The 15,533-nt window shown below is 67.1% G+C and carries 18 protein-coding genes; 12 read left to right on the plus strand and 6 right to left on the minus strand.

Features of this window, described 5'->3' with window-relative positions; all coding sequences use genetic code 11:
- The first annotated feature begins 98 nt into the window (after positions 1–98).
- Positions 99–524: a DUF5791 family protein gene (locus CV102_RS01470; protein ID WP_148856066.1), complete on the plus strand. Its 426-nt coding sequence runs from the start codon at positions 99–101 to the stop codon at positions 522–524.
- A gap of 93 nt (positions 525–617) precedes the next feature.
- On the opposite strand, the gene CV102_RS01475 is transcribed toward CV102_RS01470, so the two are convergent.
- Positions 618–923, minus strand: a complete 306-nt coding sequence (locus CV102_RS01475) for a HalOD1 output domain-containing protein (protein ID WP_148856067.1) — start codon at positions 921–923, stop codon at positions 618–620.
- A gap of 54 nt (positions 924–977) precedes the next feature.
- On the minus strand, positions 978–1,622 hold the full coding sequence (locus tag CV102_RS01480) for a helix-turn-helix domain-containing protein (protein WP_148856068.1): 645 nt from the start codon (positions 1,620–1,622) through the stop codon (positions 978–980).
- Positions 1,623–1,796: 174 nt separating this feature from the next.
- Here CV102_RS01480 and CV102_RS01485 point away from each other — a divergent pair, with 174 nt between their 5' ends.
- The gene (locus CV102_RS01485) at positions 1,797–2,687 is read left to right on the plus strand and encodes an SDR family oxidoreductase (RefSeq protein ID WP_148856069.1); all 891 of its coding nucleotides are present in this window, start codon (positions 1,797–1,799) and stop codon (positions 2,685–2,687) included.
- A 62-nt stretch (positions 2,688–2,749) separates the two neighbouring features.
- Positions 2,750–3,925, plus strand: a complete 1,176-nt coding sequence (locus tag CV102_RS01490; RefSeq protein WP_148856070.1) for a DHH family phosphoesterase — start codon at positions 2,750–2,752, stop codon at positions 3,923–3,925.
- A 45-nt stretch (positions 3,926–3,970) separates the two neighbouring features.
- Here the strand turns inward: CV102_RS01490 and CV102_RS01495 are convergent, their stop codons facing one another.
- The gene (locus CV102_RS01495) at positions 3,971–5,008 is read right to left on the minus strand and encodes a carbohydrate kinase family protein (protein WP_233710609.1); all 1,038 of its coding nucleotides are present in this window, start codon (positions 5,006–5,008) and stop codon (positions 3,971–3,973) included.
- 63 nt (positions 5,009–5,071) lie between these two features.
- Between CV102_RS01495 and CV102_RS01500 the strand changes: the two genes are divergently transcribed.
- A complete protein-coding gene (locus CV102_RS01500; protein WP_148856071.1) occupies positions 5,072–6,166 on the plus strand; it encodes an aldo/keto reductase in 1,095 nt (364 codons plus the stop codon).
- Between the two features lie 40 nt (positions 6,167–6,206).
- Here CV102_RS01500 and CV102_RS25705 read toward each other — a convergent pair whose 3' ends face one another.
- Positions 6,207–6,377 carry an HVO_0758 family zinc finger protein gene (locus CV102_RS25705; protein ID WP_187432834.1) on the minus strand — a complete coding sequence of 57 codons (171 nt, stop codon included), beginning with the start codon at positions 6,375–6,377 and terminating at the stop codon, positions 6,207–6,209.
- 196 nt (positions 6,378–6,573) lie between these two features.
- Here CV102_RS25705 and CV102_RS01505 point away from each other — a divergent pair, with 196 nt between their 5' ends.
- The 6 genes from CV102_RS01505 to CV102_RS01530 all read left to right on the plus strand — a co-directional run bounded on the left by CV102_RS01505 (position 6,574) and on the right by CV102_RS01530 (position 11,816).
- Entirely contained in the window at positions 6,574–7,713 is a 1,140-nt protein-coding gene (locus CV102_RS01505) for a glycosyl transferase family 2 (RefSeq protein WP_148856072.1), read from the plus strand.
- Positions 7,714–7,765: 52 nt separating this feature from the next.
- Positions 7,766–8,281 carry a DUF7109 family protein gene (locus CV102_RS01510; protein ID WP_148856073.1) on the plus strand — a complete coding sequence of 172 codons (516 nt, stop codon included), beginning with the start codon at positions 7,766–7,768 and terminating at the stop codon, positions 8,279–8,281.
- Positions 8,282–8,285: 4 nt separating this feature from the next.
- Positions 8,286–8,879: an NUDIX hydrolase gene (locus tag CV102_RS01515; RefSeq protein ID WP_148856074.1), complete on the plus strand. Its 594-nt coding sequence runs from the start codon at positions 8,286–8,288 to the stop codon at positions 8,877–8,879.
- 126 nt (positions 8,880–9,005) lie between these two features.
- Entirely contained in the window at positions 9,006–9,785 is a 780-nt protein-coding gene (locus tag CV102_RS01520) for a DUF7388 family protein (protein ID WP_148856075.1), read from the plus strand.
- Positions 9,786–9,855: 70 nt separating this feature from the next.
- Positions 9,856–10,620 (plus strand): creatininase family protein, encoded by a 765-nt coding sequence (locus tag CV102_RS01525; RefSeq protein WP_148856076.1) that lies wholly within the window; start codon positions 9,856–9,858, stop codon positions 10,618–10,620.
- Entirely contained in the window at positions 10,617–11,816 is a 1,200-nt protein-coding gene (locus CV102_RS01530) for an NAD(P)/FAD-dependent oxidoreductase (protein WP_148856077.1), read from the plus strand. The genes CV102_RS01525 and CV102_RS01530 overlap by 4 nt, the downstream gene beginning before the upstream one ends.
- Before the next feature lie 61 nt (positions 11,817–11,877).
- Here the strand turns inward: CV102_RS01530 and CV102_RS01535 are convergent, their stop codons facing one another.
- Positions 11,878–12,396 (minus strand): Hsp20/alpha crystallin family protein, encoded by a 519-nt coding sequence (locus CV102_RS01535; RefSeq protein WP_233710610.1) that lies wholly within the window; start codon positions 12,394–12,396, stop codon positions 11,878–11,880.
- A gap of 161 nt (positions 12,397–12,557) precedes the next feature.
- Positions 12,558–12,716 carry a DUF7559 family protein gene (locus CV102_RS25710; RefSeq protein WP_187432835.1) on the minus strand — a complete coding sequence of 53 codons (159 nt, stop codon included), beginning with the start codon at positions 12,714–12,716 and terminating at the stop codon, positions 12,558–12,560.
- Between the two features lie 259 nt (positions 12,717–12,975).
- Between CV102_RS25710 and CV102_RS01540 the strand changes: the two genes are divergently transcribed.
- Positions 12,976–14,745, plus strand: coding sequence for a radical SAM protein (locus CV102_RS01540; protein WP_148856078.1), 1,770 nt, complete (start codon positions 12,976–12,978; stop codon positions 14,743–14,745).
- Positions 14,746–14,840: 95 nt separating this feature from the next.
- Positions 14,841–15,254, plus strand: a complete 414-nt coding sequence (locus tag CV102_RS01545) for a TRAM domain-containing protein (RefSeq protein ID WP_148856079.1) — start codon at positions 14,841–14,843, stop codon at positions 15,252–15,254.
- The last annotated feature ends 279 nt before the right edge of the window (positions 15,255–15,533 follow it).

A 15,533-nucleotide genomic window follows, 5' to 3' on the forward strand; every position in this document is an offset into this window, starting at 1 on the left:
CGGTCTCTGGACTGGTCAGTATCCCGACGAAACCGTCGAAGGGGGCAGGTCGTTCGGCAATGGCAATCCACTTGTGGCCGACCGCTGTGGTGTCGCGTATGTTCTACGAACAGCGAATGGCCGTTCCGGAGACGCCGGCCGACCTCCGGGCGGAGTACGAGGCGGACCTCGCGTCGATCGTCGACCGCCACGGCGTCGAGACGGCCGCCGAGCGAACGACCGTCGACCGCGAGACGATCGAGGCGGTACGCGACGAGGCGTCGCCGGCGCTGTCGCTCGAGGAGGCTGCAGAGATCCAGGCGCTCGAGGAGGACGAACCGGACGCGGAGACGATCGTGACGATGGCCTGCGAGCACCTGCTTCTGGGGATGTCCTCGGCCGTCCTCGACGTCGACTCGGTCGAGAGCTTCCTCGAGATCGACCTCGACGCGAAGGAGGTCCAGCAGAAGATCGAACGCCGAGCGCCGATGTCCTTCGAGGAGTACGTCCACGTTCAGCACGTCATCGTCGACCAGATGCCGTAGCGAGGGGCGAGCGAGTAGAGAACGGGAAACGCGTTCGCAGGAACAGGAGCGAAGGAGTGAACGAGAGGCGCGAGCGCGACCCCACGGTCGCCGTTACGACGCGAGCGTTACCTGCCCGGTCTGGTCGACCGTGATCTGGTAGCCGGCGTACTCGAACGTGACGGTGCCGACCGATCGGCCGGTCGAACCGGACGAGTGAAACAGCGAGTCGAGCGCCGTCGGATCGATCGCGTCGTACAGCGGTTCGTACTCGTCGGCGAGCTCGAGCTGATCGATGCCTTCGGCCGACGAGATGGCCGAGACGATCGCTTCACTGAGCGGCTGGTCGGGATCGGACTGGTACGTGAACGAGTCCTGAGCGTTCTGGGAGGGGCTGGCCGAGTGGCCTGTTGATCTCATGTCTCCCTTTACCGGACGAACAGGGGAAACGGCCCTCGTTGGATCGTCAACGTTTTAAATGGGGTCGTCGCCCACCACGGTGTTCCGCAGGAGGTTGGCCTGTCCGCGCCGGAGGCGCGCCGACAGTGCCTGATCCGAGATTTCCAGCCGTTCGGCGATCGAGGAGAGCGTCGCCTCGCGCGGGACGTCGAAGTAGCCCGCCTCGAGCGCGGCCAGCAGGGCCTCTTGCTGTCTGTCGGTGAGACCGTACTGGCCCCCCTCGGGTTCCGTCTCGTGGTAGATTCGCTGCAGTCGAAACGGAACGTCACGCTCGCGACAGCTCTCGCGATACGCGAAGAGCGCGTCGCGCGACGGGACGCGAGCGCGGACCTGGGTGTCGCCGGTGACGGTAATCTCGAGGAACGCGATGTCGTTCGCCGCGGCCGCGGGGTGGGTCAGCCGATCAGCACCCCACTCGGTCAGTCTCGCACTGTACAGGCGCTTTGCGGCCATCTTCTCGAGCAGCGTGTACTCGTCGACGGATCTGTCGGTCTCGAGCGCCCTTTCGATCGCCTCGAAGCACCCGTCGGTAGCCCAGAAGACGAGTTTCGTCGCACCCGTCTCCAGCTGATAGACTTGCTCGACGGTGAGCTGTGACGCCGCCACGGCTACTTCACGCAGGATCGGCGTCGAGAGTTCGAACTCGACGATGAGAGGCATATTCGGTGTACCCTCCACAGCGTGTTATACTGCCGGCTGTAACTGGTTGGGGATTCGCCGCGACCACCCGGTGAAGACGCGTACTGACACGCAGTCGACAGTACGGATCCTCCTCGGATCTCCGACCGTTCGGTCGGGCGGTGCGATTATGGGGGTCCGCTCCCGAGTCGGCGTATGCGAGTTGCAATTCTCGGCTGCGGATACGTCGGCTGCGAACTCGGCCGACAGCTCACGGAACGCGGTCACGACGCGATCGGCGTTCGCCGGTCGGACGACGGTATCGCACGGATCGACGACGCGGGTTTCGACGCCGTTCGGGCCGACGTCACCGACGCGGCGGCGCTCGAGGCCGTGCCGTCGGTCGACGCCATCGTCTTCGCTGCCAGCAGCGGCGGCAGAGGGGCGGACGCCGCACGCGAGATCTACGTCGAGGGGCTGCGGACGGCGATCGAGGCGTTCGGCGAACGCGACGATCCGCCCCAGCGGCTGGTCTACACCTCGTCGACGGGCGTCCACGGCGACCACGACGGCGACTGGGTCGACGAGGAGACACCGATCGAACCCACCACCGAGAAGACCGAGGTGCTCGCGGAGGCCGAGCGGATCGCCCTCGAGCAGCCCCCCGAGTACGGGTTCGACGGCACCGTGGCGCGCTACGCCGGGCTGTACGGTCCCGATCGCTACCGCCTCGAGCGCTACCTCGAGGGACCGGTCACGGAGGGCTACCTGAACATGGTCCACCGGGACGACGCCGCCGGCGCGGTTCGATTCCTGCTCGAGGAGGACCTCGCTCGAGACGAGGTCGTCCAGGTGGTCGACGACGAACCGGTCTCGAAGTGGGAGTTCGCCGACTGGCTCGCCGACGAAGCGGGGGTCGAGCAGCCGCCGAAACGAACGAAAGCCGAACGCCTCGAGGACGACGACCTCTCGGAGGCCGCCCAGCGACGAATCCTGACGAGCAAGCGGTGCTCGAACGAGCAGCTGCGCGACCTCGGCTACGAGTTCGCCTACCCGACCTTTCGAGAGGGGTATCGGGACGCGATCGCCGCCTACGAAGGGGTATAGGGCCTGACTACGAGAAATAAACTGACAGGAAACTTCTTAGGTATCCAATTTGATGGTGTGATATGCGATACCGGGGAGAGGGGGCCGGGGGTACCACACTGGCCGTCGACACTACCGTAGAGACGGTCCGCTCCCTCGAGCCACTCGTCCTCTCGTTGCTCGTCGTGGCCGTCGTCGCACTCCTGCTCGGGGGCTGGTGGCTCGTCCGGTGGCTTCGCCGACCGCCAGGGTCGCGACTGCAACGTATCCTCGGCGGGTACGACGAGGTGGCGGTGTTGATGCATCCGAACCCCGACCCCGACGCGATGGCGTGTGCGATGGGGATCGCCGAGATTGCGTCGTCGGTCGATACCGACGCGACGCTCCAGTTTCCGGGCGAGATCCGCCACCAGGAGAACCGCGCGTTCCGGACCGTTCTCGGCCTCGACCTCGAGCGCATCGAGGCGGCGTCCGAGATAGCCGCGGACGCGATCGTCCTCGTCGATCACAACACGGCGCGCGGGTTCACCGGGGCACAACTTGTCGAACCGATCGCGGTCGTCGACCACCATCCCGGAAACGGAACCGGAACGGAGTTTACGGACGTCCGAACCGAGTACGGAGCGGCCTCGACGATCGTCGTCGAGTACTTCCAGGAGCTCGGGGTGGCGACCGATTCGACCGGCGACACGGACGAGCCGGAGCTCTCTTCGGAGCTCGCGACGGGACTGCTCTACGGAATCCTGTCGGACACGAATCACCTGACGAACGGCTGTTCGCAGGCCGAGTTCGACGCCTGCGCCTTCCTCTACGACGGCGTCGATGAGGACCTGCTCGACCGGATCGCCAACCCACAGGTCAGCGACGACGTCCTGCAGATCAAAGCGCACGCGATTACGGAGCGGCGTATCGAGGGCCCCTTCGCCGTCTGCGACGTCGGGACCATCGCGAACGTCGACGCGATTCCCCAGGCTGCGGACGAACTGATGCAACTCGAGGGAGTCACCGCGGTCGTCGTCTACGGCGAGTACGACGGAACACTCCACCTCTCGGGGCGCTCCCGGGACGACCGGGTCCACATGGGCGAGACGCTCCGCCACGCGGTCAGCGATATCCCGATGGCCAACGCTGGCGGCCACGCCCGAATGGGCGGCGGCCAGGTGTCGGTCGACCATATGGAGGGAATCGGTCCCTCCGACGGGATCGACAGGGACGCGTTCGAGGACCGCCTCTTTTCGGCGATGGCCGGCAACCGGTAGGCCCCCGACTCGAGACCCGTCTCGTTCACCGATGGCCGTGTTCGGTCACCCCTGCTCCCGGACGAACGACGCCAGCGCCGATCGATCTCCCGTCTCTCCCGTCGCGACGAAGTGTGAGGCACAGGCGTTGCCGAGCGCGAGCGCATCCTCCCACGGCCAGTCGCGAGCGAGCGCACACGCGAGTCCACCGGAGAACCGATCGCCCGCGCCGACCGTGAGCTGCGGGTCGTCGACGTCGGGGGTCTCCACCCGAGTGGGTCCCGTTCTCGTCGCCGCGATCGCCTCGTCGGTGCCGTGGAAGACGACGGCGGAGATCTCGAGCGCCGATCGCAACGCCGAGAGCGTGGCGGTCGGATCGTCGCCGGAGACGCCGACGACCTCGGCAGCCGCTTCGTACTCGCTTTGACTCACGCTCAACGCGACCTCGAGCGAGTCGTCGGCCGCAGCGAGCGCGTCGAACAGGTCCGTGATCGCCGCGTACTCCGCCAGCCCGATTGCTCCGGGGTCGAGGACGAGGGGGCAGTCGACGGACCGAGCGGCGAGGCGGTCGAAGACCTCGGAGAGGCCGTGAAAGGAGACCCAGTTTCCACAGCACAGCGCGTCCGCATCGACGAGGTCCGCCCAGTCGATGGCGGCCAGGAGATCGTCGACGCCCCACTGCGCGAATCGATCCGTCCGTTCGGGAAACAGGCACTCCTCGCCGTCGAACGCGAGGACGTGGATCGTCGCCGGCGGCCCCATCGAGTGGGTCTCGAACGGCAGGTCCGCGAGGACGGAGTGGTCGAGGTGGCCGACGAGCGCTGCGTCGTCGCCGAGCGCGTGAATCTGTCGTGATGCGTTGACCGCCTGCCCGCCGGGGCGGACCTCGAGGTGCTCGAGCGGGAACGTCTCGCCGTCCTCGAGCAGGTGGCGGCCGAGGGCTGCCCTGGACTCGAGGCGCGCTCCACCGGGACCCGTCACGCGATAGCAGTGGTCCACGCTTCCGTCGGGCAGCGAGACGATACGCCGTGGGCTATCAGGACACTCCGCTCCCAGGCGATCGACGAGCGCGGCGTAGCTCACACCCGCTACTGCCACACTCACTACTAAAAGGCGTCCCCTGGAACGAGCCCCGCTCTTTTATCCCGACCCGTCGATGGAGTGTCTATGGCAACCGGACCTGCAACCCGGGCCTACCGGGACGAGCGACAGGAACCGTTCGGCGACGGCTACTTCCGGGCGTTCGACGATGCCGTCGTCTCGAGTCTCGGAGTCGGAACCTACCTCGGGGATCCGACCGACGCAGTCGACGACCGGTACGCGTCCGCCATCCTGACCGCCCTCGAATCCGGCTGTAACGTCCTCGATACGGCGATCAACTACCGGTGCCAGCGCAGCGAGCGCGTCGTCGGCCGCGCGCTCGCGGAGAGCGAGATCGACCGGGAAGCGGTTCTGGTCGCGACGAAAGGCGGGTTCGTTCCGTTCGACGGCTCGCGGCCGCCGGATCCGGGCCAGTACGTGATCGAGGAGTATCTCGATACCGGGATCGTCGATCGCGAAGACCTCGTCGCGGGCAGTCACTGCATCGCACCCGACTACGTCGAGACCCAACTGGATCGGTCGCTCGAGAACCTCGATCTCGAGTCGATCGACCTGTACTACGTCCACAATCCGGAGACCCAGCTTCGAGAGCGGTCGCCGGAGACGGTCTACGATCAGCTCGAGGCGACGTTCACTCGACTCGAGGAACGAGCCGCCGCCGGCGACGTCGATCAGTACGGCGTCGCGACCTGGGAGGCGTTCCGGGTCCCCCCTGAGCACTCGTCACACCTCTCGCTGGTCGAGATTCTCGAGCGAGCGCGGGCGGCTTCGCGGGCCGCTGGGACCGACGAACCCCACTTCCGGGCGATTCAGCTCCCGTTCAACGCCGCGATGCCGGAGGCGTTCACCGTCGCTGGCCAGGATGCGGCCGACAGCGGGTCTCCCATCCCCGTTCTCCGGGCCGCGGCCGACGCCGGGGTGGCCGTTTTCACGAGCGCGAGCATCGCGCAGGGAGACCTCGCCTCGACGCTTCCGGACGCGATCGCAGAACGCGTTCCCGGCGACCGTCCGGTTCAGCAGGCGCTGACGTTCGCCCGCTCGGCACCGGGGGTGACGTCGTCGCTCGTCGGGATGAGTCGACCCGCTCACGTCGAAGAGAACGTCGCGTCGGGATTCCACGACCCGCTCGAGGACGACGCGTTCGAAGCGCTGTTCGAGTGATCGTCGTCGCTGGCTTCCAGGAGTCGCCTCGAACTCCGTCTTACCGGATCTCCTTCCACTCTGCGGCGCAGTCGGGACAGATCCGCACCGTCTTGATCTGATCCGGATCGTTCTCGGTCTTCAACGGTTTCTCACACTGGCCACAGACGAGTCGGTCGTAGGTGTCCTTCTCGAGTTCGTCCTCGCGAAGTGCCTTCCGGACTGATTTCATGTTCGCTCCCTACGGAGGAGGGGGTGAAAAAGACTGGTGCTTTTTCTGGTAATACAGAAATAATTGACTGTACCTGATTCGAAGGAGTCGAACGCGAAATCGACCCAGGGCGGCGCGAACGACTACTCGGGCTTCCGTCCGTGTTCGAATCGCCGGAGTCGTGGCCGTTTTATCGGTTCGCTCGAACAGTGGACTGATGGAGTACGTTCAGGAGCGAATCGCGACGCTCCACGATCTCGGGGATACGGCGGGCGATACGGTGGTCCCTGGTGGCCTCGAGCGCGACCCCGTCGCCGAGACGGCCGTCGTCGTTCCGATGACCGGCCGGGAACTCGAGAGCCCGGCCGCCGAGCGCGTGCTCTCGGAACTCGAGGACGTAGAGCCGGCCGCCGTGTTCGTTCCCGTCCGCGCCTCGCCCGACCGCATCGAGCCGTTTCGCGAGTGGCTCGAGTCGTTCGCGCTGCCGATCCGGCTGCTCTGGTGTAACGCGCCCGCCGTCGAGACGCTGCTGGCCGATGCCGGACTCGCCGGACGCGCCGGAAAAGGCCACGACGTCTGGCTCGCGCTCGGCCCTGCGGCCGAGGCCGCGAACTACGTCGTGGTTCACGACGCCGACGCCCGAAGTTACGAGGCCGACCACGTCCGGCGGCTGCTCGCGCCCCTGACGATGGAGTTCGCCTTCTCGAAGGGATACTACGCGCGCGTCGAGCAGGGACAGCTCTACGGACGACTGTTCCGGCTGTTCTACGCTCCCTTGCTCCGGGCGCTCTCGGAGAGTCACGACGCGCCCGTTCTCGGCTACTTCGACGCGTTCCGGTACGCGCTCGCCGGCGAGTTCGCGATGCGTGCCGACCTCGCCCGCCGGCTCCGGCCGCCGCGAGAGTGGGGACTCGAGGTCGGAACGCTGGGCGACGCCTTCGACTACGCCGGCTTCGCGGGAACCGCGCAGGTCGACCTCGGCTCCCACGAGCACGACCACCGCGCCGTCGCGGGTGAGACGGGGCTCGAAGGGATGAGCCGCGAGGTGGCGGCCGAACTGCTGCGAGTGCTCGAGGAACACGGCGTCGACCCCGAGTACGATCGCCTGCCAACTCGGTACCGTGCCGCGGGCCGGGAGCTGATCGAGCAGTACCGGGCCGATGCGGCGTTCAACGGGCTCGCGTACGATCCGGCCGGGGAGCGCGACCAACTCGAGCGCTACGCCGACTCGATCGCCTCGCCAGGTCCCGACCGCCGGCTTCCGCGCTGGACCGACGCACCGATCACCCCGCAAGCGGTCGTCGAAGCGGCCAGGCCGCGCCTCGAGCGCCCCGTCGACTCGGCGGGCGGCGACTGAGCCCACGCCCGGGCTATCAATCTTTATCAATACACCGACCGTTGGACGCCGTATGGACGCGACCGCCGACGAACTCGCCGGCGTCGTCGACCTCTTCGGCGGCCTGACGCGATCGGAACTCGAGCGAGCGCTCGCCGAGGCAGCCTTCCGTGCGGACGGGGCCTCCGTCGACGAGGACGCTCTCGAGGCGGCCGTCGACCGCGCGCTCGAGTCGTTCGCACTCGTCGCCTACGAGCCGTCAGGCCGCGACGGGGGTACGGGAGCGGCCTCGCCGGCGACCGACGGCGGCGACGAGACGCTGCTGGTCGCCGGCCCGACCGCGTTCCCGACGGTTCCGGATCACGCGGAGGACGTCCCACACATTCTCGACGTCGAGCCGCGCCGGTTCGACCGCGAAACGCTCGGCGAGGCGGTTCGCGACGAGTTCGTGGACGCGGTCGAGGACGCTGCCGACGACGGCGACACCGAACGGATCGAGACGCTGCTCGACGTCAGCTACGACCTCGAGGCGTGGGCACCGGTCGAACTGGACGACGAACGAACGCGACTGGACGCCGCCCTCGAGTGATCGCATGGGAGGGCCGAGACTGGATCTCGAACCGATCGCGGACCATCCGCCGATCGGGATCGACGATCAGGAACACGACGCGGCGGTCGTCGCACCCGTCATCGAGCGCGAGGACGAGGACTACCTGCTGTTTACCCGCCGGGCCGACGACCTCGGCAAACATCCCGGCCAGATGAGCTTCCCCGGCGGCGGCGCCGAACCGGAGGACGAGTCGATCCTCGCGACCGCGCTCCGGGAGGCGAACGAGGAGATCGGACTCGGGCCCGCCGAGGCGGACGTCGTCGGCCAACTCGACGACATCCGGACGATCACCGAGTACGCCGTCACACCGTTCGTCGCCCGAGTCCCAGACCGGGAGTACGAGCGCGACGGCGTCGAGGTCGCCGAGATCGTCGTCCTGCCGCTGTCGGGCCTGCTCGACCCCGCGAACTACGAGACGGAGCGTCGAACGCATCCCTACTACGGCGACATCGTCATCCACTACTTCCACGTCGACGGCTACACCGTCTGGGGCGCGACCGGTCGGATCCTGGTCCAGTTGCTCGAGTTGACGACGGAGTTCGAGGCTCCCGAGCGCATCGACCGTTCGACGCTGTAAACGGAATACTGCACGGAGCGTCAGCTTTTTGCGCGGCCGCCACCCAGCACGTCTATGGTCGCGCAGACGAGTGATCGAGTTCCGAATCGACTGTAGCAACTTCTTCGTCGCGCGAGGTGAGTTCCGATGTTAACCACGAGTACTGTCGCCCGCGCCGGACTGGATGCAATCGCCCTCAAACCCACGGAGTGTGACGTCTCGGCGGCCGGATCGATCCCGGTCGAGACGGTCGCGATCGACTACGAGGGTCGCGACTACCTTCCCGACCCTGCGATCCTCGAGTCGCTCTCGGCCGAGACGGACGTACTGGTCACGACGCCGGTTCGAGCCGACGGCTTCGATCCCCTCGGTGACCACTCCGTCCTCGCCGACCTGCCACCCGCGGTCAGTCGCGTCCTGGTGGCCGGCCACCCCGCCTACCTCACCGACGAGGAGCAGGCTCGAGCGGTCGCCCCCCGCCTGGGTGCGGCCCTCGAGCGCGATCCCGACGCCTGGGTCGGCACCGAGAGCGTCGAACGGATCGCCATGGCGACGGGTGCGACGCAGTACGACCTGCTTTCGCGGACGACCGAGCGCGAACTGCGCGCGCTCCGGTCGGCCGGTTTCGACGGCGATCTCGCCGTCTACGCGCCGACCGTCCTCACCGAGGACGACGACGCCGTCCTCGACGCGGTCGGCGCCTACGTCGCTCGTCGACGGCCGGTCGCGGCGGCGCTTCCCGAAGGGGCGGCCACTGACTCGCAGGCCACCGGTCGCGCACGCGAAGTGTTGCTGGCCGCAGCCGAGGACTACGCGCTCGTCGGCACCGAAGCCGAAATCGGCGAGCAGACGGACGTTCTTCGGGAAGCCGGCGCGACGACGGTCGTCGGCTATCCGGCGCGCGGTCTCGAGGCCGTCCTGGAGTAGCGTCACCTGCCGCCGGGTTCGCGTTCTGTTATCCCCTGTAGATAAGAGCCTCCGGCATCCACTGGCGGGCATGACGTTGCTCGCCGAGCACACGACGACGACGGCCGCCGCCGAACTCGAGGCGGCCGAGGTTGCGGTGCTCCCAGTGGGGAGTACCGAACAGCACGGCCCCGCACTGCCACTCGGAATGGATCACATGGCTGCCGAGGCGTTCGCCCGGACGGCAACCGGCCACGACGACGCGGTCGTCCTGCCGACGCTCCCGGTCGGCGTAAGCGAACACCACCGACAGTTCGACGGCACGCTGTACGTCTCCGCGGAGACGTTCGAACGCTACGTCGCCGAGACGGTCTCGAGTCTCGCCGAACACGGCGTCCGGAAGGCGGTCGTGGTCAACGGCCACGGCGGCAATTCGGGGGCGCTCCGACGGGCCGCACGAACGCTACGCCAGGACCGGACGGCGTTCGCACCACCGTGGAACTGGTGGGACGGCGTCGAGGAGCTCGCAGACGACCTCTTCGACGAGGACGGCGGTCACGCCGACGCGATGGAGTCGAGTCTCCTCTGGCACGTTCGCGAGGACCTCGTCCGCCCGGACGAACTCGAGGCCGCCGAGGCCGGCGCCAGCGAGGGCTGGGGCGAGTCCGTCCACGGCGCGGCGCTCGGCTTCGATACGATCGACTTCTCCGACAGCGGCGCGGTCGGCCGGCCGACCCAGGCCGACCCGGAGAAGGGTGAACGGCTGTTCGAGACCGGACGCGACCGGCTCCACGCCCTGATCGACTGGCTCGCCGACCGCCCGCTCGAGGCCTGCTGGCCGCGTGATCACCGATGAGCGAGGACGAATCGGTGCCGGAACTTGCCGTCGGCGCGGACGCGTTCAACCGGCGAGGCGAGGACCTCGAGGTGGCCGTCGTCGGCGGCGGTGCGATCGGTGCGACGGCCGCCTACGATCTGGCGTGCGAGGGGGCCGACGTGACGCTGTACGACCGCGGTCCCATCGCGAGCGGTTCGAGCGGCCGCGCCGCGGGGGTCTGTTACGACGCCTTCGCCGACCCGCTCGACGCCGAGATCGGCAGCGATGCTATCGAGCGGTTTCGGTCGCTCTCCGGCGACGACACGTTCCCGTTCGTCGAGTGTCCCTACGTCTGGCTGGCTCGCGAGGGTGACGACCGCCGGGCGGACGCCATCCGGGAGCAGGTGGTGCGAATGCAGGAGAACGGCCTCGTCGCCCTCGAGGCCGACGGCGAGGCGCTCGCGGATCGCTTCTCGAGTCTGCGGACGGACGACGTAGCAGTTGCGGGCATCGCCGGCGCCGCGGGGTACACCGACCCGGCCAGGTACACGGCCTGTCTCGCGGCGGCCGCGGACGGAACCGGTGCGACGTTGCGGCCGGAGACGTCCGTCCGGGTTCGAACGGATCCCGCTCGAGTCGTGCTGGACGCCGACGGCACCAGCCACGAGGTCGACGCCGTGCTCGTCGCCGCGGGCGCCCACACGAAGCGCGTGCTCGCGGAGGCCGGGCTCTCGATCCCGATGAAGCCCTACCGGGTGCAGGCGCTCGTCGCCGACTGCAGCCTCTCGGGACCGATGTGCTACGACGCGACCGAGGAGTTCTACCTGCGGCCCCACGCCGACGGGCTCTTGGCGGGCGACGGCACGGAGTACGTCGAGGCGGATCCGGACGCGTACGATCGCGACGCCTCACCGGGGTTCGCGGCCGGCCTGCTCGAGCGCGTCGACCACCGGCTGTCGGGCGTCGATCTCGAGACCACCGACCTCGAGCGGGCCTGGGCCGGGCTCTGTACGGCGACGCCGGATCGGGACCCGCTGGTCGGGCGACTCGAGGACGGACTCTACGTCGCAACCGGGTTCCAGGGCCACGGCTTCATGCGCGCGCCGGCGATCGCCGAACGCGTCGCCGACGAGATCCTCGGTGGTGACGGGATCGATCCCTTCGATCCCGCTCGGTTCACTGGTGACGAGGAGTTCGATATCGTGGAGGGAATGACGATCGAGATGGAGAACTAGTCGTTACGAACGGCGTGCGCACTCGAGGACACGACGGACGGTCCCTCGGTGTGGAGGCATTTCAGCTGGTACTGTAGTCGCGATCCTCGACGGTGAGCTCTTCGGCGTCGGAGGCTGTTACGTCGTGATCGTCGTGGGTGGCGTCGAGGTCGTGATCGTCGTGGGTGGCGTCGAGGTCGTGATCGTCGTGGTCGTCCTCGATCGCGGACGCCTTCGGAATCTCGATGCGGAGCGCACCGGATTCGGTCAGTCTGGCGGTTCCCGCGTCGGGTTCGACGACCGCGTCGCCGGGGAGTTCGGCCTCCCCCTCGAGTTCCATCCCGCGACCGGGAAAGCGCATCTCGTAGCCGTCGTGGAACTGCCGGAAGCGATCGATCTGGATCTTGACGGTACCCTCGAGGTAGCGAACCTGGATGTCGTCGGGCTCGGCACCGGGCGCGTCGAAGACGGCGAGATAGCTCGTCTCGTCCTCGAGGAGATCGACCGGAAGCGGCCGGTGGGTCTGGACGCGACCGTTCGCGCGACCGACCTGGCGGTAGAGCGTGCTTCCGACGACATTACGGAGTTCTTTGAAACTCACGGGCGATCACCCGGGCAAAGTGGGTGAGGGCGACCAGAAGCTGAGGCGGGGACCAGGCAGTAGATTCTGGACATGTCCTGACGTCTCGGTACGAGAGCCGCGTTCTTATTGGTTGTGATGGGCGAAATAAACGTCTGACGTCTCCGCCACTGGTCGACCGCTCAGAGTTCGACCGGCTCCAGACAGTCGGTGCCGCCACAGACCGGACACGAGAGGGCCGAAACGTCGAATTCGTCGGGGACGTCGTACGTGTAGTGGTTCTCGAAGAGGTCGAGAAAACAGTCCTCGGCAGTGCAGACGATCTCTTCCGTCGGTGGCATACGCGATAGTAGCGCCACGACGACTATCAACGTCCGGGTTACGGCACTCGGTTTCCCCGCCCCGGCTGGCGACCGCTGTATCGGCTGCCCACCTTGGCTACCGCCGTATCGGCTCCCCGACCCAGCCACCGCTGGGCGGGACTGAAAGGGCGGGGCTTTCGGGTGGGACTGAAAGGGGTCGCCGGTCGGCCGCGAAGCGGCGACCGGCGAGGGCTTTCGTGTAGTCATCGTTTTACCGCTCGAGGCGCTATCCGAGCCCATGACTGACCCCGAGACGCTGTCGGTGACGATCGTCGACGGCTACGTCGACGAGCCCGCCCACTTCGGGGTGCCGCCGTACATCTCGACGTACCCCCGGTACGCGGCGGGTGCGCTCGTCGACGCGGGCGTCCCGCGCGAGCAGATCACCTACCACACGATCGACGGCTTGCGCGACGAGCCCGACCGATGGCGCGACGTCGACGAGGCCGATCTCATGATCTATCTCGGCGGCATGACCGTGCCCGGCAAGTACGTCGGCGGTACCCCCGCCGAACCCGACGAGGTGCGGAAACTGGCCTGGACGGCCAACGGCACCAGCCTGATGGGCGGCCCCGTCAAGTTCGGCGTCGGCGATGCTAACGAGGGTGGGACCGAGACCGAACGCCAGGATCTGGACTTCGACTTCGTCGCCAAGGGCGACGTCGAGGCGGCCGTCTTCGATCTCGTCGAAAGCGGACTCGAGGGGTACAACAACCGGATGCGCGACGTCGACGAGGTCTCGCGGTGGGCCCAGGAGGGCGCCTTCATCGTCGAGCAACACCCCAACCACCCCGAGTACCTAATCTGCGAACTCGAGACCTCCCGCGGCTGCGCGTATCGGTGTTCGTTCTGTACCGAACCGCTGTACGGCAACCCCTCGTTCCGGCCGCCGCCGACCGTCGTCGGCGAGGTCGACGCGCTCTCGAATTTCGGCGTTCGACACTTCCGGATCGGCCGCCAGGCCGACATCCTCGCCTACGGTGGCGACGGCGAGGCCCCCAACCCCGAGGCGCTCCGGGAACTCTACGGCGGGATCCGCGCGGTCGCACCCGACCTCGAGACGCTCCACCTGGACAACATGAACCCCATCACGATCGTCAACTGGCCCGAACAGAGCCGGGAGGGGATTCGGATCATCGCCGAGCACAACACCCCGGGCGATACGGCTGCGTTCGGCCTCGAGTCCGCCGATCCACTCGTCCAGGAGGAGAACAACCTGAACGTCACCGCCGAGGAGTGTTTCGAGGCGGTCAAGATCGTCAACGAGGAAGCCGGCTGGCGGCCGGGAGGTCCGAGGGATCCGAGGACCTCCGACAGCGCGAGCGCGGGTGGAGAGCCCACGGATGCACCCACCTTCGGTGAAGACGCGCCGCAACGCCTGCCCAAGCTCCTGCCAGGAATCAACCTCCTGCACGGGCTCAAGGGCGAACGCGAGGAGACCTACGAGCGCAACCTCGAGTTCCTCCACCGGGTCTACGACGAGGGCTACATGCTCCGGCGGGTCAACATCCGCCAGGTGATGGCTTTCGACGGCACCGACATGTCCGATACCGGTGCCGAGATCGCCAACGAGCACAAGAAACTGTTCAAACGCTACAAACAGCAGGTCCGCGAGGAGATCGACAACCCGATGCTCGCCCGCGTCACTCCGACGGGAACGGTCCTGCCGAACGTTCACCTCGAGTACCACCAGGACGGCAAGACGTTTGGGCGACAGCTCGGCACGTACCCGCTGCTGGTCGGCATCCCCGGCGAGCGCGAACTCGGCAAAACGATCGACGTCGCCGTCGTCGACCACGGCTACCGGTCGGTGACCGGCGTCCCGTACCCGCTCGATCTCAACGACGCCTCGATGGACGAACTCACCGTCATCCCCGGAATCGGCGACTCGACCGCGGGCGACATCGTCGTCAACCGACCCTACGAGTCCATCGGCGAGGCCGACCTCGGGACCAACGTCGACCTCGAGGGGGTCGTCACGACGCGACCGCTCGAGCGGGCGGACTGAGCGCGGTCGGTGAGTCGACTGCCATCGTTCACCACGGTACACGGTCGGTAGTTCTATTACGGTTGCCACTCTGAGTCAAACTTGAGGGTCTACCTGTGGAAATATCTGAAAAACTGCTGTGTTTGTTCAGTACGGAAGTCTCGGCAGAGGAGGATCGGTACGTCATCGAGGTGCCACGACAGGAGGTCGAAACCGGCGATATCGACGCCGGTGACGTCTACCGCGTCGCGCTCATCTCTCGTGATGAAGCAACAGAGGAGACGTCCGCGTCCACATCGACATCGCAGCCACAGACCGCGCCGTCGGAACCACAGCCGCCGGTCGACGTCGGCGAAACGCGGTACGTCGAGATCGAGGACATCGGCAAGCAGGGTGACGGCATCGCTCGCGTCGAGCGCGGCTACGTCATCATCGTTCCCGGCGCGGACGTCGGCGAACGCGTCAAGGTCGAAATCTCCGAGGTGAAGTCGAACTTCGCCGTCGGTGAGATCATCGAAGAGACGTTCTAAAGACGAACTTTTGTCACGAGGGCATCGCGACCGGCCTACGGCCGGTCGCTCAACCCCCGTCAAAAAACGTCCTCAGAAATCGAAGATTTCTGATGGGCCCGCGAGTGCTCCGCGCTCGCGGACTTCGATGAAAAAAGCCGAGCGCGCCCGAAGGGCGCGCTCGGGGAACAGCACACGAAGTGAGCAGTATGCTAGCTTTCGCTACAGCGGTTCTTGAAACTGCTGTTGCTCAGTGAGTGCATACCGAACTTTTTCCGCCTCGGGTTCGCTCGCTGTACT

The sequence above is a fragment of the Natronococcus pandeyae genome (genome assembly GCF_008122205.1).
In the GTDB taxonomy this organism is placed as follows: Archaea; Halobacteriota; Halobacteria; order Halobacteriales; family Natrialbaceae; genus Natronococcus; species Natronococcus pandeyae.